Origin of the sequence: Herbaspirillum sp. SJZ107 (assembly GCF_006715485.1) — a bacterium.
Lineage (GTDB): Bacteria > Pseudomonadota > Gammaproteobacteria > Burkholderiales > Burkholderiaceae_D > Telluria.
On the sequence record NZ_VFNH01000002.1, the window covers coordinates 1,319,712 to 1,340,071 of the forward strand.

Annotated in this window: 23 protein-coding genes; 10 read left to right on the forward strand and 13 right to left on the reverse strand. The window is 59.7% G+C overall.

All coding sequences use genetic code 11. The annotated features are described in order from the left end of the window. Positions 1-7: 7 nt before the first annotated feature. The 11 genes from virB11 to FBX97_RS29610 form a co-directional block, all read right to left on the reverse strand. Entirely contained in the window at positions 8-1,063 is a 1,056-nt protein-coding gene (virB11, locus tag FBX97_RS15555) for a P-type DNA transfer ATPase VirB11 (protein WP_141833102.1), read from the reverse strand. Continuing rightward, a complete protein-coding gene (locus FBX97_RS15560) occupies positions 1,060-2,250 on the reverse strand; it encodes a TrbI/VirB10 family protein (RefSeq protein ID WP_141833103.1) in 1,191 nt (396 codons plus the stop codon). The genes virB11 and FBX97_RS15560 overlap by 4 nt, the downstream gene beginning before the upstream one ends. Then, complete coding sequence (locus FBX97_RS15565; RefSeq protein WP_141833105.1) at positions 2,247-3,050, reverse strand: TrbG/VirB9 family P-type conjugative transfer protein; 804 nt, start codon at positions 3,048-3,050, stop codon at positions 2,247-2,249. Before FBX97_RS15565 ends, FBX97_RS15560 begins: the two co-directional genes overlap by 4 nt. Beyond that, positions 3,047-3,907 (reverse strand): virB8 family protein, encoded by an 861-nt coding sequence (locus FBX97_RS15570; protein ID WP_185748599.1) that lies wholly within the window; start codon positions 3,905-3,907, stop codon positions 3,047-3,049. The genes FBX97_RS15565 and FBX97_RS15570 overlap by 4 nt, the downstream gene beginning before the upstream one ends. A gap of 168 nt (positions 3,908-4,075) precedes the next feature. Continuing rightward, positions 4,076-5,101, reverse strand: a complete 1,026-nt coding sequence (locus FBX97_RS15575) for a type IV secretion system protein (RefSeq protein WP_141833109.1) — start codon at positions 5,099-5,101, stop codon at positions 4,076-4,078. A gap of 12 nt (positions 5,102-5,113) precedes the next feature. Then, complete coding sequence (locus FBX97_RS15580; protein WP_141833111.1) at positions 5,114-5,380, reverse strand: EexN family lipoprotein; 267 nt, start codon at positions 5,378-5,380, stop codon at positions 5,114-5,116. A 46-nt stretch (positions 5,381-5,426) separates the two neighbouring features. Next, positions 5,427-6,098, reverse strand: a complete 672-nt coding sequence (locus FBX97_RS15585) for a type IV secretion system protein (protein ID WP_141833113.1) — start codon at positions 6,096-6,098, stop codon at positions 5,427-5,429. Next, on the reverse strand, positions 6,095-8,551 hold the full coding sequence (locus tag FBX97_RS15590) for a VirB4 family type IV secretion/conjugal transfer ATPase (protein WP_141833115.1): 2,457 nt from the start codon (positions 8,549-8,551) through the stop codon (positions 6,095-6,097). Before FBX97_RS15590 ends, FBX97_RS15585 begins: the two co-directional genes overlap by 4 nt. Next, positions 8,548-8,922, reverse strand: coding sequence for a type IV secretion system protein VirB3 (locus FBX97_RS15595; RefSeq protein WP_141833117.1), 375 nt, complete (start codon positions 8,920-8,922; stop codon positions 8,548-8,550). Before FBX97_RS15595 ends, FBX97_RS15590 begins: the two co-directional genes overlap by 4 nt. 1 nt (position 8,923) lies before the next feature. After that, positions 8,924-9,211 carry a TrbC/VirB2 family protein gene (locus tag FBX97_RS29605; protein ID WP_185748600.1) on the reverse strand — a complete coding sequence of 96 codons (288 nt, stop codon included), beginning with the start codon at positions 9,209-9,211 and terminating at the stop codon, positions 8,924-8,926. Continuing rightward, positions 9,204-9,632, reverse strand: coding sequence for a hypothetical protein (locus FBX97_RS29610; RefSeq protein WP_185748601.1), 429 nt, complete (start codon positions 9,630-9,632; stop codon positions 9,204-9,206). Before FBX97_RS29610 ends, FBX97_RS29605 begins: the two co-directional genes overlap by 8 nt. A gap of 144 nt (positions 9,633-9,776) precedes the next feature. On the opposite strand from FBX97_RS29610, the gene FBX97_RS15605 reads away from it, so the two are divergent. From FBX97_RS15605 to FBX97_RS15630, 6 genes are all read left to right on the forward strand, one after another. Beyond that, positions 9,777-10,088, forward strand: coding sequence for a TrfB-related DNA-binding protein (locus FBX97_RS15605; protein ID WP_141833121.1), 312 nt, complete (start codon positions 9,777-9,779; stop codon positions 10,086-10,088). After that, a complete protein-coding gene (locus FBX97_RS15610; protein ID WP_141833123.1) occupies positions 10,085-10,891 on the forward strand; it encodes a ParA family protein in 807 nt (268 codons plus the stop codon). Before FBX97_RS15605 ends, FBX97_RS15610 begins: the two co-directional genes overlap by 4 nt. Then, positions 10,888-11,988, forward strand: a complete 1,101-nt coding sequence (locus FBX97_RS15615; RefSeq protein ID WP_141833126.1) for a ParB/RepB/Spo0J family partition protein — start codon at positions 10,888-10,890, stop codon at positions 11,986-11,988. The genes FBX97_RS15610 and FBX97_RS15615 overlap by 4 nt, the downstream gene beginning before the upstream one ends. Positions 11,989-12,048: 60 nt before the next feature. Further along, positions 12,049-12,348: a hypothetical protein gene (locus FBX97_RS15620; RefSeq protein WP_141833128.1), complete on the forward strand. Its 300-nt coding sequence runs from the start codon at positions 12,049-12,051 to the stop codon at positions 12,346-12,348. A gap of 183 nt (positions 12,349-12,531) precedes the next feature. Further along, positions 12,532-13,089 carry a plasmid mobilization relaxosome protein MobC gene (gene mobC, locus FBX97_RS15625; protein WP_141833129.1) on the forward strand — a complete coding sequence of 186 codons (558 nt, stop codon included), beginning with the start codon at positions 12,532-12,534 and terminating at the stop codon, positions 13,087-13,089. After that, positions 13,076-14,176: a hypothetical protein gene (locus tag FBX97_RS15630; RefSeq protein WP_141833131.1), complete on the forward strand. Its 1,101-nt coding sequence runs from the start codon at positions 13,076-13,078 to the stop codon at positions 14,174-14,176. The genes mobC and FBX97_RS15630 overlap by 14 nt, the downstream gene beginning before the upstream one ends. A 29-nt stretch (positions 14,177-14,205) precedes the next feature. Here the strand turns inward: FBX97_RS15630 and FBX97_RS15635 are convergent, their stop codons facing one another. Together FBX97_RS15635 and FBX97_RS15640 are read right to left on the reverse strand one after the other, a co-directional pair. Then, positions 14,206-14,478, reverse strand: a complete 273-nt coding sequence (locus FBX97_RS15635) for a transcriptional regulator (RefSeq protein WP_141833133.1) — start codon at positions 14,476-14,478, stop codon at positions 14,206-14,208. Between the two features lie 30 nt (positions 14,479-14,508). Next, positions 14,509-15,432, reverse strand: a complete 924-nt coding sequence (locus tag FBX97_RS15640) for a LysR family transcriptional regulator (protein ID WP_141833135.1) — start codon at positions 15,430-15,432, stop codon at positions 14,509-14,511. Between the two features lie 242 nt (positions 15,433-15,674). Between FBX97_RS15640 and FBX97_RS15650 the strand changes: the two genes are divergently transcribed. The 4 genes from FBX97_RS15650 (at position 15,675) to FBX97_RS15665 (ending at position 20,350) form a co-directional block, all read left to right on the forward strand. Beyond that, positions 15,675-17,003: an MFS transporter gene (locus FBX97_RS15650; protein WP_141833137.1), complete on the forward strand. Its 1,329-nt coding sequence runs from the start codon at positions 15,675-15,677 to the stop codon at positions 17,001-17,003. 166 nt (positions 17,004-17,169) lie between these two features. Then, positions 17,170-18,279 carry an alcohol dehydrogenase catalytic domain-containing protein gene (locus FBX97_RS15655; protein WP_185748602.1) on the forward strand — a complete coding sequence of 370 codons (1,110 nt, stop codon included), beginning with the start codon at positions 17,170-17,172 and terminating at the stop codon, positions 18,277-18,279. 43 nt (positions 18,280-18,322) lie between these two features. Continuing rightward, positions 18,323-18,871, forward strand: coding sequence for a cupin domain-containing protein (locus tag FBX97_RS15660; protein WP_141833139.1), 549 nt, complete (start codon positions 18,323-18,325; stop codon positions 18,869-18,871). Positions 18,872-19,249: 378 nt separating this feature from the next. After that, positions 19,250-20,350 carry a porin gene (locus FBX97_RS15665; RefSeq protein WP_141833141.1) on the forward strand — a complete coding sequence of 367 codons (1,101 nt, stop codon included), beginning with the start codon at positions 19,250-19,252 and terminating at the stop codon, positions 20,348-20,350. Positions 20,351-20,360: the final 10 nt, after the last annotated feature.

Below are 20,360 nucleotides of genomic sequence, written 5' to 3' on the forward strand. Positions count from 1 at the left end.
TGGCCTCCTAGCCAAGCTGGCGCGCGGCAAATGCCGGGTCGTAGTAGATCTCGCTGGCAACGCGGCAGCCGTCGGGAAGCCGTTCCATCTGCACAACGATGTCGACCAGGGCATACAGGTTGTCGGTGATGTCCGTCAGGTCAAGGCCGGCGCCTTCCGCGCTGCCCTTGATGAGTAGGGCCAGGCGTCGGAATGCAAGCTTGGCGCGGCTGGCGTGGACGGTCGTGATCGTGCCGGGGTGTCCCGAATTGAGCACGTTCTGGATGAAGAAGAACGTTTCGCCCCCGCGCAGTTCGGCCAGCAGCACGCGATCCGGGCGCATGCGCAGGCAGGCTTCGAGGAGATCGCGTGCCTGGAGCTTCGAGACGCCGTTTTCGCCCTTGGGATAGAACAGATTGATTTGGTTGGGATGGGGCAGACGCATCTCTGGCACGTCCTCGACCGTGATGATCCGTTCGTTCAACGGGATCATCGCGGCCAGGGCGTTACTCAGCGTGGTTTTGCCGGAACCGGTTGCGCCCGACGATACGATGTTCTTGCGGCCCTCGACCGCCGTCTTGAAGAAGGCGCTCCAGTCGCGGTCGCGGAACATCGTCAGCAGGGCACGGTCGTTTTCGGGAAGCGTTTTCTCTATCCGCGTTCTGTCCTCCACACTCAACAGCAGCGATTGTTCGCATCGTGTCAAATCGAAGGCGCCGCCACCGATGATGTCGCTTAGCGGCAGCACCTGCATGTTGGGCCGGCGTATCGTCAGCGAGATCCGTCCCGCTTCGACCGCCGGCGGGACCACAACCTGCACCCGCAAGCCGCCCGGCATCTGGGCACCGAGTAATGGCCAGTTTTCGGTCAGGTTCTGGTTCGCTCGGTTCCGCAGCAGCATGGTCAGGCCCTCGCACCAGGCATACGAAAGCGCCGGTTGCTGCACGGCTTCCCAACCGTCGCGGCGTTCAAGCAGGACTTCGCCCGGACGGTTGACGACGATCTCGGTGATCGAATCGTTCTTCAGGAGGTCGGCGATCGGCTGCAGGTGCAGGTCCAGTGTGGACATACTGATGTCGTTCATGGCTGTTTGCTCCTTTCCAGTTGGTAGACGTCCCGGAAGTCGATATCTCCCGCCAGGTAGATCAGCACTCGCGCGCCTTGCGGGGCCGTGATGGTTGGGCGGATATCCATCGTGTTCTTCAACACCTCGCCCATGACGGCCTGTGGGCCGTTGAGGATGTTCGGAAAGGCGATCGTGGTATTGTTGTCGCCGCCCTGGCGTACCGCAGTGAGGTAGGGGCCGATGTCGCTGATCAGGCTGAGTGCGATGGCGGCGCCGAAGCGATCCCAGAAATGGTTGTCCACCTGGCCAGACAGGCCGGGGCGCCCAAGCGCATCCGTCGCGCCTGATTCGAGCGGCACCAGCACATGCTGCGGCGTCTCGCAACGCTGCCAGATGATGCCGACGCGGCGCTGGCCATGGGTCACGCCGCCACCCTGCTGGCCGACGCAGACGGTGCCGCGATCCATCAGCGAGACCTTATTGTCGGCGCCGGTTGCGTCCTCGCCGGTGAGGCAGGTCACCATGCCTGCCAATGTGGTGTCGATCGCCGGAACCAGAGTGCAGGGAATGACTTTGCCGCGCGTCATGATCAATGTTGGGTCCGGCACCATGTAGGCATGCGCGGCCGAAAAATGCGCGGGCTGCATTGCTTTCGTGCTGCGCGGCTCGGACTCGGCTTGGACACCGCTCGTGTCGGCGGCGTCGGTTGTAGCCAACGATTTCGGACCGGCGTCGGCGCCACCAGTGCCGTGTTGCAGGTTGAAGCGCAGCGAACTTTTCAGGCGACGTTCCTGTACGAGCTCCGCCAGGCTTTTAACCGGAGGCTGACCATTGCCGGCGGCAATGTTGGCCCCCTGTGTCATAGGGATCGCTTGCAGACGAGGCGGCTTGTCGGCTGCGAGGGCAGGCGAAGCAGAGGGCGGATCCGGGTCCGGCATGGAGAACGGCGGCAGCGCGGTTGTCGCCACCGTGCGTGTGACATCCTTGACCGGCGTCTTCTTGCCTTCGTATTCCTTGTACATGCCGGCGTAATACTTGTATAGCAGCACGCCGGTCAGCACGCACAGGCCGATCACTACAGCCCAATTGGTCAGCTTGTTTTGCAACGTGACGCCCTTATTGACCGAGGTCAGCGCGCGCTCGCCTTCGATGCTGCCTTCGTCTTCCTGATCGGGTTCCTGCTGCTTGAGTTTGAACAGGTTCATTTCGATGTCCCTTTCAAAGTCCGCTTGACGTAAGGGGAGGCGGTGTTGGTCGCCGGCCGTGCCGCATGCGCGTCGAAGCCTTCGTTGAAGATACAGGCCACTTGTCTGCCGATCCGAAGGACAAGCTTGCGGCGTACGCCGGGTATCTGCACCACGTCGTCCTGCGTAGTCGGACTTTCGATCTGCTCCAGCGATTCGTCGTCACCCCGGGCCACATAGATGGCGGGAACACTTGCACGTGCACGGAAACGCAGGAACGTGGTCCTGCCGTCGTCCCACGCCTCGAGCGGCGCGAGTTCGCTCGATCCCTGCACGGTGTAGCGGCGATTGCCCGCCGGCGATCCGGCGTCGAGCAGGGCACGTACCTGGTCGGACTCTGTCGCGGCCGAGATGGCTTTGCGCTCGTCGTCCGGATACCGGAACCGCACGGTCAGGTAGTTCGGCTTGCCCTTGGGTGCCAGCTTGACTTCGAAGTTGTAGGTGCGGCGATTGGTGATGACCTGGATGTTCGTTTCCGGCAGCACGGCCGCCGGCTTCAGGAATATGCCATTCCTCGCCTTGGTGCTTGCTGCGCCCCAGGCGTCGACGTCCCCGCCGACCATGTCGACCAACTGCTCGTCCGGCTGGAACTGGATCAGCAGCGACGCGCCTACCTTGCTGTAGATAAGGACGACGTTGTTCGGGTCGTAGGTCACGTAGCGGATGCGCGGGTCGCCCTTGGATGGCTCGGGCTCCTGCGCCGCATGGGCCGTGGACAGCAGCGTCAGCGCCGTCAGGCATGACAGGATGCGCTTGTTCATGGCGACACCTGCTGTATAGCGGTCGGCGACACCAGTGCCATCGGCGACGCCGCTTGCCGGGCCGCTTCGCGTACCGGTCGCGCAGGCGCCGGCTTCACCGTATTGATGTCGCGATCGACCGTGTAGTCGGTGATCTCCATCCCGAGATCGTTGATGCGCCGGTCGCGCTCGTTGGCCGGCTGATTCACCCAGTGAAACGACATGGTCGCGATCCAGTTGGTCGCCGGCCCGTCCTCCATGTCGTTCACCAATTCTGTTTTCGTGAACCCTGCACGGGCGCCGATCGCTGTACCGAGACCGTTGCGCAGAATCGTGATGGCGCCGACCGCGATCCGCACCCGGCGTTCCTTTTTGTATTTCCTCGGCGGCGAATCGGGATTAGTCGGTTCCCAAGACTTGACCCACTGCGCCTGGAGCTGCGGGCTCATGAAAGCCGCAGCGGTGTAGTAATGGATGTCCGCCAGTTCGTAGCTGTAACCTTCGTGCGCGGCAACGAAGGTATCGACGTTGCGGCGTATCGTCGATTCTTCCGGGTTCATCTGGAAATCGATCAGCGATGTCAGCCGTTGCGCGGAGCCGTCGGTCTTGTTCACGACCAGCACCTCGGGCGGAGTAGCAGGGCGCATCGAGGTTGCGACGGCGCCACCTGCCACGATGACGGCCGCGAAGCCGATGGCCCCGAACGTGCCTGCCATGCGCCAGGCGAGGCGGCGCGAGCGCTCGCTCTCCGTCGCGCGGCGATCGGCGTCGTCCGCGGCCAGGTCCAGCAGTTGCTGCATGTTCGGATGGGATTCGATCAGCGTGCGTGCGGCGGCCAGTTCCCTGGCGAGCTTGTCCGCATCGGGTAGCTTGTTCATTGCATCCTCCTTAAGCGGCGGCGCCGCAGCTGGGGTAGTGGAGTTCGGCGCGTCCGGGTTCATTGATGGGACGCCGGTCCTTGCCGTCACAGGTGGGAAGCTTGCTCGCACATCCGGCCAGGAGGCCGGCCATGGCCAGCAGGGGCAGAAGCTTGCGCATGATGTTCCTCACGGTTTGTAAGTCAGCGATTTCGCTTTGGTTTTCGTCGGACGGATGGAATTGCGGCTGCGGTTCTGGTAGGCACTCCACGCGCCGCGGCTTACCTTCTTTCCGGCCCATGTGACGGGCCGCGTGCCGTACTGGCCGATCTGCCGGGCCGCTTTCAAGCCGCTGCGCGACAAGAGATTGCCCACCAGCCGGCCCATGCCGAACGAGGACAGCGACACACCGCCCGCCAGGCCGGCCGCGACGCTCAGCACCGAGGCCAGGGCCAGAAGACAGACGAAGCCCATGGCCAGGAACGGGAACACTTCGGCGACTTCAGCGCTCGAGGTCAGGGCCGCGGGTCCGCTGGCGGCGCGTGCGAATAGCTTCATGATCAAGAGGTTGACGATCACGACCAGCACCGGTACCAGGAAGTAATTCGCCAGCTGGCGCAGCCAGGAATTGAAGAAGCCAGCGGTCGCCTCGAACAGCAGGCCAATGAAAAACACTGGGCCGATTGCGACCACGGCGGTCAGCATTACCTTCGACAGGGCCATCAGGAAAAAGGCGTAGGCCGTGACGATGATGGTCACGATGATGACGGCGGCGGCGATGATGTACATGCCGAAGTCACCGTCGAGGACCCCGGCTTTCGACCAATAGCGCGCAGTCAGCGTCAGCCCGTCGTTCAGCATGGCGTCGAGACCGCTGATCACGCCGTTGCTGCCGGAACTCTGCGCCAAGCCGGCCACGAATTCGTCCGGACCGCGCAGGAAGGTGTTGGTGATCAGCGTGTTGTAGTTCGCCATGTTGAAGCCGATGCCGAGGACGGCGGCCAGCTTCACGACGCGGCCGATAAACTCGTTGCCAGGCTCCTTGATCAGGCCGCGCATGCTGGCAAACCCCCACAGTGCCACGTACAGGGCCAGCATCGCCGTCAGCAGCGGCCCGACAACCCGGGCAACCGCGGCGACGTTATCTCCGACAAAGGATTCGCATACGGCGTTGATATAGTTCAGGCTGTCGCTATACAGGGTCGGTGCAGTCATGATCTCGCTCCCTTATTTCGACAAGTCGATGCGCAGGTCCGCAGCGGTGCCCATCGAGGCGATGTGATCTGCCCGGCGCACGTTGACGCAGTTCGGCGTCATGCCCATCCGGCCGGGATCGTTGTGGCAGAGCGCGCCGACCCGCTGGCGCAGGTCCGGTTGCTTGAGGTATTCATCCACGGTGAGGACGCGCTCCCCCAGCTCGGGGATGGTCTGGCTGGCTTCGCGGGTGCAGCCAGCCAGGGATGCCGCTGCGAGGAGAAACAGGATCGGTTTCATGTATGGAGTCCGTTAGATTGAAGGCGCTCGATCGCGGCGTCGATGCTCAGGGCAACGACGTATCGATACGGGGAATGTTCGTGCCGACCGCGCTGGCGCGCATCTGGCTGATCATCAGGCGCTGCGCCCGATCCTGTGCCGTGGCGCCGCTGGCTGCGGCTTCGAGTTGGTTCTGGTCCTTGACGAGTTCCGCGTGCTCGATGGCGATGCGGTTGGCCAGGTCATATGCGGCCTTCGGTTCGGTGGTCTGTGCCAGAGTGGCGGTCAGGAGGTTCAAGCGCGACTGGCGCAGGGCAGCGTCGTTGAAAGCGGCCTGCGTCATGGCCTGGTTGGCGGCCGAGACATTCTGGGCCTGCGCCAGGAAACGTTGCAGCTCGGGCGACAGGTGCGATGCCTGGTCGGGCTGGAGCACCGCCTGCGACTGGCGGATCTGCTGCGCAAGCGCGGACAGATTGCTCATCGACTGCCCCCAGTTCGCCGGCAATGCCGGTTCGCTTGAGGGTAACAGGTGCGACATGCCGCGATCGCCGGTCATGGCCTTGATCTGGTAATTCATCGCATCGATCTGGGTGCGCATCTGCTGGTACTGGTCAGTCCATGACTTGACCTGCTTGACGGCTTCGCCGAGCACGGCCGGATCGATCACCGTCATTTGTGCGGACGCTTGGAGCGAAGCGCTGGCCAGGACGAGTGTGCCAAAGAGTGTCTTGAGTTTCACGCCGATTTCCTTTCTTCGTTGAAGTGAGGCACCCACGCTGCCGGGTCTTCGCCGTATTGCGCGATGAGCCGGTCCATCAGCATCAGGTTGGACGTGCGGGCCGATAGCGTGGCCAGGTCTTCGTCCATGCCCGCCAATGGCAGCTTGAGCACGACCGAGTGGCGGCCCTGCTTCAGGAGGAACATGCCGGAACCTTCGGGCAGGTCGGTCTTGACCAGGCTGTATTCGCGGTGCGACAGTCCAAGTCCTTCGACGTGTTCGGACTGGTCGGCGCCTGGATTTGGAAACAGGATCAGCGTTGCGATCTGCTCGATCAGGGTACGGGCCATCGGATGCCGCAGGGCGTCGCTGGGCGACTGCGAATCCAGCACGACGAGTCCATTCTTCTTGCGCAGCGTTTTCAGAAGGTCCTTGATGAAGGCGGCAAAATGCTTGTCGCCCATCGATTTCCACAGCTCGGAAAAGAACACGGCCAGGCGCCGGCCGTCGATCAGATGACCGGTCAGGTGGAACAGGTGCAGCGTGATCGGCGTGCGCAGCTCGGCATCGTCGAGGAAGGCCGTGGTGTCGAACGCGGTGGTACGCACCGTGCCAAGTTCCTGCGCGATCGTGGCCGAGGGATTGTCGAACACCCATGCCAGTGGTCCGTCGCTCCGTCCTTCCTCGCGGGCACGGCACCATCTGGCGAGGCGGTCGTACAGGTTGCCTTTCGGCAGGAAGTCCAGTACGCGGCCCAGGCGGCGTGCGGACAGCGGCATGTCCATCACCTGGGCAATTGCCTTGTCGACATCCTTTTCTTCCTGTACGGTCAGCGGCTTGGTATCGACTTCCATGCCGGATTCGGTCACGACGGTGCGGCTCATCAGCTTGCGCACCAGCAGCTGCAGGTGTCGCAGGTTGGCCGGGTCGCTTCCATCGAGCGCGAAGGGCGCAAGTCCAGTCGGCTCGTTCAGACGCAGCGGATATACTTTGCCGCCCAGCCGGCGCACCACGATTTCGGTGTCGCGGTCTTTGGAGAACAGCACCGACGTCACGCCGAACTTCTGCATCATCGACAGCAGGAAACACACCGTTGCGGTTTTGCCCGAACCGTTCGGGCCGAACAGGATGGCGTGGCCCACATCCTTTTTGCCGCCGCCGTTGACGGCTTGCGGATCCGATGAGTGCAGGTTGAAGTAGTGCGGTGTGCCGGCGGCCGTCATCAGCATGGTGACGGCATCGCCCCAGTGGTTGCCGGTGCGGCGTCCGGTCGGGAAGTTGTGCAATGGGTGGAACCCGCACAGGTTGCGGCTGTTGATCGGCGACAGGCGAGGACGCATCGCGAAGTTGGCCGGCAGTTGCGCCCAGTAGGCCGCTTCCAGCGCGAGGTCTTCACGTGCCGGTTTGATGCCCGTATCGATCAGGATCCGGCGTACGTCGGCCACGTCGTGGAGCAGCGTATCCACAGTCCGCGCTTTCACCAGTACGTTGTAATGATGGCTTCCCATCACGGCCCGGCGCGAGGCCAGGTCGTCGGCGATCTCGGGAATCTTCTCGATCTGGGACGTTGCCGCATCGCCGGCGTTCTGCATGCGGTTCGCCTTCGTCCGCATCTTGCGCAGTGCCGTATCCTTCGCCTGGAATTCGAACGACTGCGTGATGACCATTTCGAAGGGTTGTGTGAGCAACTCGTCGAGGAACAGCGGGTTGGTTTCGGGGGGATATGCCTGGATCCCGAGCATGGCCTCGAAGTGACTCGCATCGGCGCCCCGGACTTCGACCGTTTCGTTGCCGAAAATCGGCCGCACCCCGCCGATTAAATGCTTGAGCGGTACCGGCGCATAGGGAACCCGTTCCCAAGCGCCTGTGATCAGGAAGTTGAAGAATTCGGCGGGCTGTGAAAACAGTACGCCCTGTCGTTCGTATAATTGCAGCCGCTCGGGCTCGTAGAAAGCCAGCGAGGCCGCAAGGTCGGTGACGATCTGCTCGAGTTCCGCCACCAGTTCCTCGCGTGCTTTCCTGAGTTCCTGCGGCGTGCGGGGAGAGAATACCGCTGCGAGCAGACCTTCGGCCTTATTGCGGAACGGCCGTAGGACGATCGTCATGTAAAGCTCGTTGATCATGAGTTGCTCGCTGCCGATCTTTGCTTTGTAGCGCTCGTTCAGCTCCCGCGCATACCCTGGCGGGAAGTCGCCGTCCGGGTACTGGTTTTCCTCGCGACGCACGATGTGCTGCCAGATCGATACGCGGGGATCGGCCAGGCTCATGACGATGCGGTTGAGACGTAGGTGCCGGTTGTTGATGTCGCCATCGTCCGCACATTCGAACGATGATCCGGCGAGGCGCAGCACGCACAGGCATTCGCCCGACGTGGTGTCAACGATGCTGGGCGTAAGGTGTCCTTGGTACGGTATGTGCCGCGCCGCCGGCGTCTCGCGCCGGACGGCCTGTTGCCGTGCTATCGAGGTGTTCATGTCCTTTTCTCCCGTTGTAGGTGGCGCAGCACTCGCCACCGTTTGAATGGGCCGAAGCGTTCCCTGAAAGTCAGTGGGCTGTATGAAGACGCGGACCAGTAACCGCGCGATCCGATGAGCGTGCCCAGCTTGGTGCGTGCCCACAGGATCAGCAGTTCGAAAGACCGCGGATCGTTCAGCGTGATCAGGTAGCAGATGGCATGGACCGGAATGCACATCAGAAGCCAGAGCAGGTTTTCGGTCAGGGACAAGGCCTCGACCGATACCAGCAGATTGATCACGCAAGCCTCATAAGGAACGCCGAGGATGGTCGAGGGCCGGGTCAGTGCGACCGCGAGCGGATCGACGTCGATGCCATCCTCGCGATCCATGTCAGGCTCCCAGCCAGCCGCGGAACATCGAGACCACCTGGTCGCGGCCGAAGAACAAGGCGGTGCCGACCAGGCCACCAACGAACCATCCCCAGTTGACACGTCCCGTCAGGCACAGGACGCCGACGACCGCAACGGCGAGAGGAACGATTGGGGTAAGAAGCTGGACGACCCAGTTGGTGGCTTGGGAACCGGCTCCCGTGAACTGTGCGAAGGCAGGCGATGCCTGCAAGGCGAGCAAACCTGCGTACAGGACGAACGTGAGCGCACGTTGGGCAGTGTTACTCATGGCTTTCCCTCCTAGGGCTGGTTGAAAAATCGGTTGTGTCCGAAGTACGACTGTATGGATCCCAGAAACGCGGGGCTTTTGGGGCAGTAGTGCTGGCGGCGGGACGAATCGCCCTGACCATGACCCGCTGCGGCTCGCGGTCGGTCGCCCGGCCTGCGACGGCATCGAGCTCGCGCTGCAAGGCTTTGATATTTTCCGTATGCCGGTGCACGGTAGCGTCGCGTTCTGGGGAGGTAGCGGACATCGCCTGGGACTTGGTCAATGCGTCCCGTTCCGCGGCGAGTTCTGTTTCCAGAATCAGCCTGCGGTCCTTGTCGCGCTGTCTTTGCTCCGCTTCGGATACCACGGGATATGGCGGCTGCGCTTGCACAGAGACCGTGACGCTAGATAGCAAGAAGATGAAAGCAAGCCGGTATCGCATGGCTATCCTCGATGGGTTATGCGTCCTACATTAGCCTCGCCCTCCTAGTGCCGACTTAATCTAGGTCAGAGTTTGCCGTTGACTTAACGCGTAATTTCTAAGTCAGCGGAGCGGCACATCGCTGCGAAGCAAGGGGAGATTGCAATGCCAGAGAGGAAGCGGCTTACACCCAGCGAATTCGATTTCATTCGGCCGCATCTGGAGCGGCAAAAGGAAGCCAACATCGAACACATACGTCGCGTCCTGGTGGACGGTGCCAAGCAGCGGGACATCGCCGAACAGCTTCACATGACGGTGCAGGGCGTCAGTGCGATGGTGGCGCGGGCTTGGAAGACACATGTGGAGTGCGGCGAGCGGCCGGCCGGTTGGCGGGTGGTCCATGTGGCTTTGCCGGACGATGTGGCCGATCTGGTCGAACAACTTGCCTATATCGCGCGCAGGAGGATGAGGAAATGAAGAAGTTTATTCCGGTCAACCAGAAAGGCGGCGTGGGGAAGACAACCACCAGCTATAACTTCACGCATCATCTCGCCGAACGAGGGTTCCGTTCTGTCCTTGTCGATGGCGACGAGCAGGGCAACGCCAGCAACGCCATGGCGCCTTATGCGGTCGAATCATTCACTGCGGCCGATCTCTTCTCGGACGAGCCGCTACCCATGCCGGCGGCACTCGGCAAGCTTGCGCTGATCCCGACCGACAAGGTCCGCATGCGCGAAATCGAGCAATGCGACCTGGAAGACGAGGTACTGGTAGCGAACTTGCGTGACCGTCTTGCCGAACTGGCGCCGCATTTTGACTATGTGACCTTCGACACGCCGGGCTCCAACAGCAGGATCGCCAACGCCTTCTTGGCAGTCAGCGATTTCGTCATCATCCCTTGCAAGATCGATCCGTTCAGCGTGTCGGTATCGGCTGAAGTGCTCATGCGTGTCATGTTCATCCAGCAGCATTTCAATCCCGGACTGGTCAACTTCGGCATCCTGGCAAACGAGTTCGATCCACGCCAGCCGGCCCAGGTCCAGGACTTCAAGCAACTGCTGGCGTCGCACCATCAGTACATGTTTCCAAAGCCGATTACCGATCGCCAGGCCTACCGCGAGGCAGCAGGCGCGCAGGTACCTGTGTGGCGCCTGAAAGAAGGTGGCACTGGCGACAACCGCAATCGCATCAAGACGGCTGCACGCGATGCAGGCAAGGAAATTCGTGCAGTGTTCGATGTCCTCATCGGAAAGATGGAAGGTGCGGAGGTGAGGCCATGACTACACGCATGAACCTGATGGGGCTTGCGGACGTGGCGAACGTCCAACTGGCGGCGAAGGGCAAGCCGCTATCGATTGCTTTGGATGACATCATTCCGGACCCGAACAACCCGCGTAATGCCGACGACGACGGTAAGCCTGATGCGATGGTCGCCCAGGAGGAACTCGATGCCGACGTCGGGGCGCGAGGGGTGAAGACACCGATTTCTGTTCGACCGCATCCAGCGCTTCCCGGTAAATACATCATCAACTATGGGCACAGACGCTACAAGTCGGCGCAGCGTAACGGATTTGCGAGCATTCCGGCCTTCGTCGATGAGCAGTTCGATACCTATGACCAGGTCAACGAGAACGAGCTGCGGGTCGGTCTGACGACGCGGGCGCGTGCCCTGTTCATCAAAAGCAGGCTCGATGCCGGCGAATCGAAGGTTGAAATTACCGAGCGGCTTCGTAAGAAGAACCAGACCTTTGTCACCGAGCACCTGGCCATCATCGATGCGCCGGATTGCGTAAATCTGGCGTACGCGGCGGGTGTCACGTCGGCACGTACGTTGTACGACCTGCGCCAGGCCTGGGAGGCCTTTCCTGTACAGATCGACGACTGGTGTCGTGAGGCGCCGCACATTACCAGGGAGACGATCAAACAGACGCTGGAGCGACTTCGTCATGACGAAGCGGGCGCAAGCGCGGCTGATTCTTCGTTGTTGGAAGCATCTGTCCATCATCGGGAGGAAAGCGCTTGTCCAGGTTTGGCGTCTCTACCTGACGCCGCGTCGAGCGATGATGGTGACAACGCGGGGTCGGGAAAGTCGGCTCAGGATGGCAGTGCTTTGGTACGACCGGCCTTCTCGGACTCGCGGAGAGTGCCACAACCTGCCGCGGAAGCGAAACTTCGTCATGACGAAGTAGGCTCAAGCGCTGGCAAGCGGGAAGACAATGCGGCTTCGTCGACAGCAGCTTCCACCGTTGGTCACATCGGTGTGCAATACAGGGGGCGGCAAGCGTGGATTTTGGTGGGTGCCACTGTGCCTATTGTTTTTGAAGCTGATGGCGCTCCGACGATGGTGTCCATAGCGGAGCTTGTATTTGATCGGTGACGCGGCGGACGCTGATTGCGAAGCATATGGGACTACTGCTTGAGTGTTGAGGAGCGGAAGATGAGCCGGTTGTTGAAGAGCGTTGTCGTGCGGGTTGGCGTCTCCGTAATCCGGGCGGTTCGCTTTAGCTTTTATGTTGTCCTGGTGCTGATCGGGCGGGTGCTGGTACCGATTGTGAGTTTGGCTGTGGTGGGCGGTTTGGTGCTTTTTGGAGGGGCGCTGCTCTTCTTCCGGGATCAGGTTTGGCTTTTAGTGTTGGGAGCGGGGATGGCGGCTGGTGGTGTTGTGCTTCAGGTGTTTTACGAAGCGGCACTGCGGCTTGTGGCGCCGGATGATGTCGTGATAGTTCGGGAGCTGTGATGTGGATGCCCGCAGTCCCGAAGGGACGAGGACCAATGCTTGATGTCGAAGACATTAAGCATTTAAGACGTCAGTCTATCCTGCCTAAATCAAAACCGAGAGCAGGACGAAGCTGTTTAATGTGCATGGGGTAGGGCCGAACAAAGTCGATTCGCAACCGCTTTTCTTGCTGTTGGAGGAGCTATGCCTACTATCGGAGCAGCTGTCAGTGCGGAGGTGAAGGATCGGTTTGAAGTGGTGGCCGGCTTGCGGGGGACGACGTCTTCTCGCTTGGCGGCGGCGTTGATCAGGGACTTTCTTGACCGGTTGGATGAGGTCGCTGGCATCGACCAGATGCCGGTGAATGGCGTTGGACTTGAGCGGGGTGGTGCCAGATCCGAACAGGTCTTTGTTCGGCTGGATGCGTATTACTTCTCCGAGCTCGGGCGCCTTGCTGCAGAGCGGCAGTGGTATCGCGGGACTTACCTGGCAAATTTATTTTATGCACATGTGGATCGTCGGCCGGTGCTGTGCATCTCTGAAATCGATGCGGTTCGCCAGGTGGCGCGGCAGCTTGCGGACATGGGGCGCAATATCAATCAGATTGCAAAGCAATTGAATGCGTCGAACGGACAGGCGAACGGGCCGCTGGGTGCGGACGTCGACGTGATCAGGATGCTGATTGACCTGGAAACGACCACGGTCAAGGAACTCTTGAAGGCGAACCTGCGCGGATGGGGGGGCGACGATGGCGAAGCATGAAGAGCTTGGGGCTACTCCACAAGGGCGCCGGTCGGGAATTCGCCGGTTGTTATATCGGCCGTCACAAGATGGCCGGAAGGAAACGAGACCCGGCGAGGGCGGCTATTCCCGCCACGGGCGTGACTGGTCTGCCATCAAGGAACAACTGCGACGCACTGTCAGCCGTGCGCCTGAAGTCGTCATCAAGGTGAAAGGCAGCCGCCGATCGAGCGACGATGACCGGGATGCGATCGCCGGTATCCTGCGCTACATGATGTACATTTCCCGTAATGGCCGGCTGCTGACCTTCAGCGAGCAAGGGGAGCGCATCGACGGTCAGAGCGCGATTCGGGAGCTGCATGCGTCGTGGGATCTGGATATGCAACGCATACGTAGCGGCAGGGGCGAGGCATTGCATCCTTCCTTCAACATCATATTTTCGATGCCGTCGAAAACCGATCCGGAGACCATACTTGAGGCCGTGCAGGCGTTCGCGCGACAGCAATTTCAGGGACATCAGTATGTGATGGTCTTGCATACGCAGGAAACCGATCCGGCCGATGATCCTCCCGCGCACCCGCATGTGCACCTGGTGCTTCGAGCAGAGGACGAGAAAGGCCAGCGGATATACATTCGAAAAGGAACACTACGCGGCTGGCGCGAGATGCTCGCGGCAGAGTTGCGTGCACGGGGTATCGAAGCGAACGCGACGTCTCGTGCCGAGCGAGGGAAAGCGTTCAAAAGCGTCGACGGTGCCGAGTGGCATATCGAAAAGCGTGCCAAGGCTGGCAAGGGAAAGCCATCGAAGGCCCGTGCCATGCGTGTTCTCACTGCGGCGAGGGACCTCGAGCAGGGCGACGTCGCGCCAAAACCATGGGAGGTCGCGATGGCTGCGCGCAGGCTTGACGTAGTACAGAAGCTGACACAGAGCGTCGTGCGACTTCGACAAGACGGCGATACGAAGCTGGCCGATGATGTGGAACGGTTCATTCGCGATATGCCAGCGCTCGACACCGAGCAACGGGCAATGCAGCGCGCCCTGGTCAAACAGGTCCAGGAGCGCTTGCAGCAGCGAGATCAAACCGCAGACAACCCGCTGCAAAAATGAGGTGAAAGATCAGCTCGAAAAAACCAAATCTACGTTATCAGCTTCTCGATGCCGGTAGGCGCAACGGCACCTGCTTCGATCAACAGCAGGCGCCAAGCCGCATATGGAATAGGAGAGTGGTTCGTTGTCTCGGGTGGCGCATGCCATTTGCGAACCGTACGAGGCAGCACGCCGGTAATACGTGCCACAGCGGCACCGGTCAGCTTGTAGCGCTGGGTGAGGGCGCGGACATCCGTGTATGTCGGCGCAACGAAGCCGACATCGTGGAATGGCAAAAGCGTTGCCGGTTTCGGATCTTCCATCAGATGGTACCGTCTAACGCCACTAAGCTACTATTGCGACAAACGTTCTGCACCAAGCCAAGCGCCACTTGCAACTGCCTCGTCCACGACCTGGGTGATCAAGCGCCGCCCCTCATGTACCGCTGGCGAATGGCTTCTTGCGCTGTTCTCGCACAACGCCCAAGTGATATACGCTCCGCGAATTGGACTCCACGAAACAGAGTCCTCCCAGCGCGGATTACCGCTGACCGCACAGCACGGCGTTACAGTGGAGCTCACGCCCTGACGCGCCAAGTCCATCGATAAATTCATCGCATCAATTTCAAACACATGCTTAAACGCCAAGCCGCGGCGGGAGAGAGCATTTTCAACCTGTGAGCGAACCGCATTCAATTTGCCTGGAAGGGCCAGACTCAGATTGTCCAGCCGCGACAACGAAACTGGCTTATCGGGCTGCAGCTCAGCGTCTCTATGGGAAACCAGGATCAGCGGTTCACGGATGAGAGCCATGTCTGCGTAACCATTGGGCGAATTCCCTTCAAACGGAATGATAGCCAGGTCGAGCATGCCAGCATGCATATCCTCTCGGAGAGCATGGCTGACGCCCTCATGCACGCGCAGAGAAATGCTTGGATATTTTTCAATGAGCCTTGCGACGAACTTGGACGTGAACAGGTACTGCCAGGACGGCGGAACGCCAACCGATAACTGGCCGGCTGCACGATCGCCGACCTGTTCGATCAAATTCGTCAACTGACGCAGGATTGGTCGTGCTCTCTCCCGTAGAAGCATCCCGGCGTCCGTCAGTTGTACGCCGCCTTGCGTCCTAATAAAGAGCTTCGCGCGAAGCTCGTGTTCCAGGCTGGCGATGTATCGCGACAACGCCGGCTGCGACAGTCGCAGATCCACGGCCGCCTTGTTAATGCTACCGAGCTCGGCAACGCGGAGAAAGTAGTCGATCAGCTTTGAATCCATTGGTGGTTCCTCAGACGCCTCGATGGCTGGTCTAGCAGGACAGCGGTCTAACCGTTTCGCGAACTTACGTTGGGGACGACAGCTGCCATGACTTCTCATGATACCCGATATCCTTGAAACGGATAGCTGATATGCAAAATAAGCATTATCAGTATAACGCTCTGACGAATAGCATCATTCTGTAACGGGCCTCGATGTCCGATACATCAACAAAAATCGCATTTAGCGCAACAGGAGACAACATGGTGAACAGCTATGGAACCGCTTTGGGCGACGACGAGCATCGTCGTGCGCGTGTCTACAAAAAGATCTGGTGGCGGATCATTCCGCTGCTGTTCATCTGCTACGGTCTGGCCTTCATCGACCGCATTAATATTGGCTTTACCAAGCTACAAATGACCAAGGACCTCGGGATCGATGCCACTTGGTATGGCATCGCTGCGGGTGTCTTTTTTATTACCTATGCGTTATGCGAGATCCCGAGCAATATGTATCTCGAGAAGTGGGGCGCGCGACGTACTTTTGTGCGCATCATGGTCCTGTGGGGCCTGGTTACAGCTGCCACAGCATTTATTTCCAGTGTGACGCATCTGATAGTCCTGCGCATGTTGCTCGGGGCATTCGAGGCCGGTTTCCTCCCGGGGATCATCCTGTATCTGACCTTCTGGTTCCCAACGCACATGCGGGCCCGTGTCACTGCAGTGATTTTCGTTGCTAATGCGGTAGCCGGATCCATTGCTGCCCCGTTGACCGGCTGGATCATGACCAGCATGAATGGCCTGATGGGGATGGCGGGATGGAAGTGGGTATTCATCGTCGAAGGACTGCCGGCATGCATCCTTGGTGTCATTGCCTTTTTCGTCCTGCGCGACAAGCCCGATGACGCCGAATGGCTGACTGCGCCTGAAAAAGCCTTGGTCAAGGCCGATTTGGCTGCAGAGGCGGTACCTACAGAAGCTCATGGGGCGGGCCTCATTGGCAAAATCCTGCGCAATCCCAAGAATTTCATGGTCGCGCTTCTATGGTTCACTGCCATTTGCAGCAACTATTTGCTGTTCTTCTGGTTACCTACCATCGTTCAGGAAAGTGGAGTGAAGTCCCTGGCGACTGTCGGGCTCATCACTGCATTGCCGTTGGCATTGGGATTTGTTGGTGCGGTTGTCCTGAGTTGGACATCCGATCGCTACATGGAGCGGCGCTGGCACCTGATCTTTATTTTCTTGCTCATCGCGGTAGGGCTGGTTGCTGCCACCGCGGCGCAGTCTCTGACAATGACACTCGCCGCATTCGCTGTCGCTAGTTTTGCGACTGGCGCGAGTGGGCCATTGATCTGGTCTCTTCCACCGGCATATCTCGATAAGAAGACTGCACCGGTCGGTATTGCTTTCATCAGCACGTTGGGCAATGTAGGCGGCTTTGTCAGTCCTTCGCTTCTCGGTTACGTGAAGACGACCACGGGCAGCCTGTCGATTGGCGTACTCGGTATCGCAGCGCTCGCCGCCGTGTGCATGGTGCTTGTCGCATTCGCCGTTCCTCGAAAAAAGTCTGCAGTCGTCGTCCAGGCGGCCTGAGCACTGCAAATCCTCCCTGTCGATTCCGAGATTACAGCAACTATGCTGGTCCGGATTCGACATAGGACATTGACGAAGCCACTTGTTTAATAACCTTCAATAAGAGACGGTCAGACAGGCGGCAGCACGAACCTGTTTGGCCGGACATCAATCAAGGAGACATTCCATGAAAACTATGCAAGCTGCGCGACTGCACCAAGAAGGCGGTGCGTTTTCTGTCGATACCATTGAGCTGCCGGATCCGCGTCCTACTGACGTCCTGGTTCAGGTAAAAGCATGTGGTGTCGTGCCTAACCTGCGTAATGTCGTGAACCACTATTCGACATGGTTTCCTTTCCTGCCACTACCCAAACTGCCTGCAATCTATGGTCTGGATGCAGCGGGAGTCGTTGCAGCGGTGGGAAGCAACGTAACAGCCATCAAGCCAGGTGATAGGGTCTATGTGAACCCGGGTCTGTCCTGCGGCTCTTGTACGGCATGTCGCCGCAATGACCAGATCAACTGTCCCGCTTTTACCTTTCAGGGGTATTTCGGATTCGGTCCAGGCTCGCAGCAGATTTATGACAAATACCCGTATGGAGGCTTTGCAGAACACCTTATCGCTCCGGTCAGCAGCCTTGTCAGGCTTCCTGAATCGGTCACCTTCGACCAAGCGGCCCGTTTTGGTTACCTCGGCACTGCCTACTCCGCGTTACGTAAGGCGAACTTCGCTCCTGGCCAGACTTTGCTGATCAATGGGATGACCGGCACACTTGGTCTGGGCGCACTGTTACTTGCGCTTGCGATGGGTGCAAGCCGCATCTTCGGCACAGGCCGTAACGAGGATCTGCTGAGAAAGGCAAAAGCGCTTGCTCCAGACCGGATCCACACCATTACATTGAGTGCGGGAGGAAGCATGCACGAAGTAGTGCGTGATGCAACCGATGGGTATGGTGTCGATGTTCTGATCGAGACGCTTGGGCCTGGAGCGCCTGCGGAAGCGACACTCGATGCGATCAAGGCACTCCGGCGAGGCGGTAAGGCGGTGGCCTGTGGAGGCATGGCGGACCCGTTGCCCCTGGATCCGTTCCCGATGATGTGTCAACAACTGAGCTACATTGGCTCGTTGTGGTTCAGCACTGCCGAGGGAGAGGACATGGCGGCAATGGCCCAGGCCGGCACCTTGGACTTGTCAGTATTCGAGCATCAGCGCTTTGGTCTTACGGAGATCAACGAAGCATTAGATGCAGTCGAAGCCCGAAACGGCGGCTTTACGAATGTCGTGGTTACTCCCTAACACGCCGTTCACCGCGCGCCTGAAAACGACATCAAGGACCATTATGACCCTTCGACGTGTAGTCACTATCGAGGATCCACTCTCCAAGTCAACGATCCTTTCAGACGGACCCATACCACGCAGCACCGCATTTCAGCATGTGCCCGGGTTCGTTACATCGCTGGCATGGGCAACCGATGCGCAAGCTTCGGTCCCGGCCGCACCGCGCGATGCTGCAGCCAATACGAGCAGCTGGGTACCGGAACCTGGGGGAACCTGTCTCCTCGTGATCACTTTTCCGCCTGATTCGGTTTATCAAGCAGATGAATTTAACCCGGAGGCTGCCGGCGCCGAACACGCTGCAGTGTTGCCTGGTTTGGCAGAACGATTCGAGCCTGACAATCCGGGCATGCACACGACCGACACCATCGATTACGGCGTAGTTCTGGAAGGAAGCATCGTGCTCGAGCTGGACGGTGGAAAGCAGATTGCCTTCGGCAAACATGACATCGTGGTACAGCAGGGCACCCGGCATGCGTGGCGCAATCCAGGCAATGAGCCTGCAACCGTTTTGTTCGTACTCGTCGGTGCGCAGCGCCGGCCTCCAGGTTGAGTTGCAGATGGCTGCACGACGCGAATAATCCCAGATCGGCAGCGCGGCCAAGGTATTGATTCCGCACCTCCAGCATTTGCGTACAGCGGTATCGATGGTCATGTCTGATCTGGTCTGTTCCGACAAACCCGTCACGGCGCGGCGCAAGTCATCACGCCGCGCATTCGGCCACTTTAACAATGTGGTCTGTGTTACCCACGACGCAATCCTGCTGAGTAGGCGAAACGCACGTCTTGCAAATCATCCAAACGTCACTGGCCGCCAAGACAGGACGGCCAGTGCGACAGCTTAGCCATTTGAAACAATACCGCCCAGCCGTTGACGAAGAAAACTTTAAGAACAGTGGCGAGCAATGCCACATACAAAGGAGGAGACAACATGAACAGCAGAAATATCGTATTCGGCCTAACTCTTGCCGCTGCAGGAATCCAGCTAGCCTACGCGCAGACGAATGTGCAGGTATATGGCTCGATCGACGTCGCCGTGGAGCACGTCACCAATGCAAATGCCGCCGGTGACTCGCTGACGCGTATGCCGAGCCTGAGTGGGGGCCTAATGCCGTCCCGGGTCGGCTTCCGCGGTACGGAAGAACTTGGTAACGGCTTGAAGGCGATTTTCGTATTGGAAAGCGGGTTCTCTCCCGATACCGGCATGATGGGGCAAGGCAACCGTTTGTTTGGCCGCCAGGCTTGGGTAGGGCTTGCCGGAAGCTGGGGCCAAGTCACAGTCGGCCGTAACTACAGCATGATGTATGGCTCATTTGCCGATACAGACGTGATGGGCCCCGTCCAGTACTCGATCGGTTCGCTCGATGGCTACTTGCCCAACTCGCGCCATGACAATTCGATTGCCTACCGTGGTGCCATGGGAGCGCTGGCATTCGGCGCGACCTATAGCTTCGGCCGGGATGCCTCCGCCGCTGGCGGTCCTACGGCGACCAACTGTGGAGGCGAGTTGGCAAGCGACAGCCAGGCCTGTCGCAACTGGTCGGCCATGTTGAAGTACGATGGTGCCGCCTGGGGCGTGATCGGGGCGTATGACACATATAATGGTGGACCGGGCGCTGCTGCAGCTTTTGGCCCTACCAGCAGTGCACTGTCTGATTCACGCACTCATGTGGGCGGCTATATCAAGGTCAACAAATTCAAATTCGCCGGTGGCTACGTTCATCGAAAGAACGAAGGCAATGCACGCGCACCCACATCCAATTTGTCGTACCTTGGTGTGTCGTACGCTTATACGCCGGCGTGGATCATTGATGCCCAGGTCGCGCACTACGATCTCAAGAACGGCGGTGACAAGGTCGACTTCGCCGCTGCGCGGATCCAGTACGTGCTGTCGAAGCGAACATCGGTCTATCTAATGGGTGGCTACCTCAATAACGACGGGGCCGCCGCCATTTCGCTCAGCGCGGGCGGTACCGTTGGTGCCGGGCTCGCCCAGAAAGGCGTGTTGACCGGTATTAAGCACACATTCTAAATCTGTACAA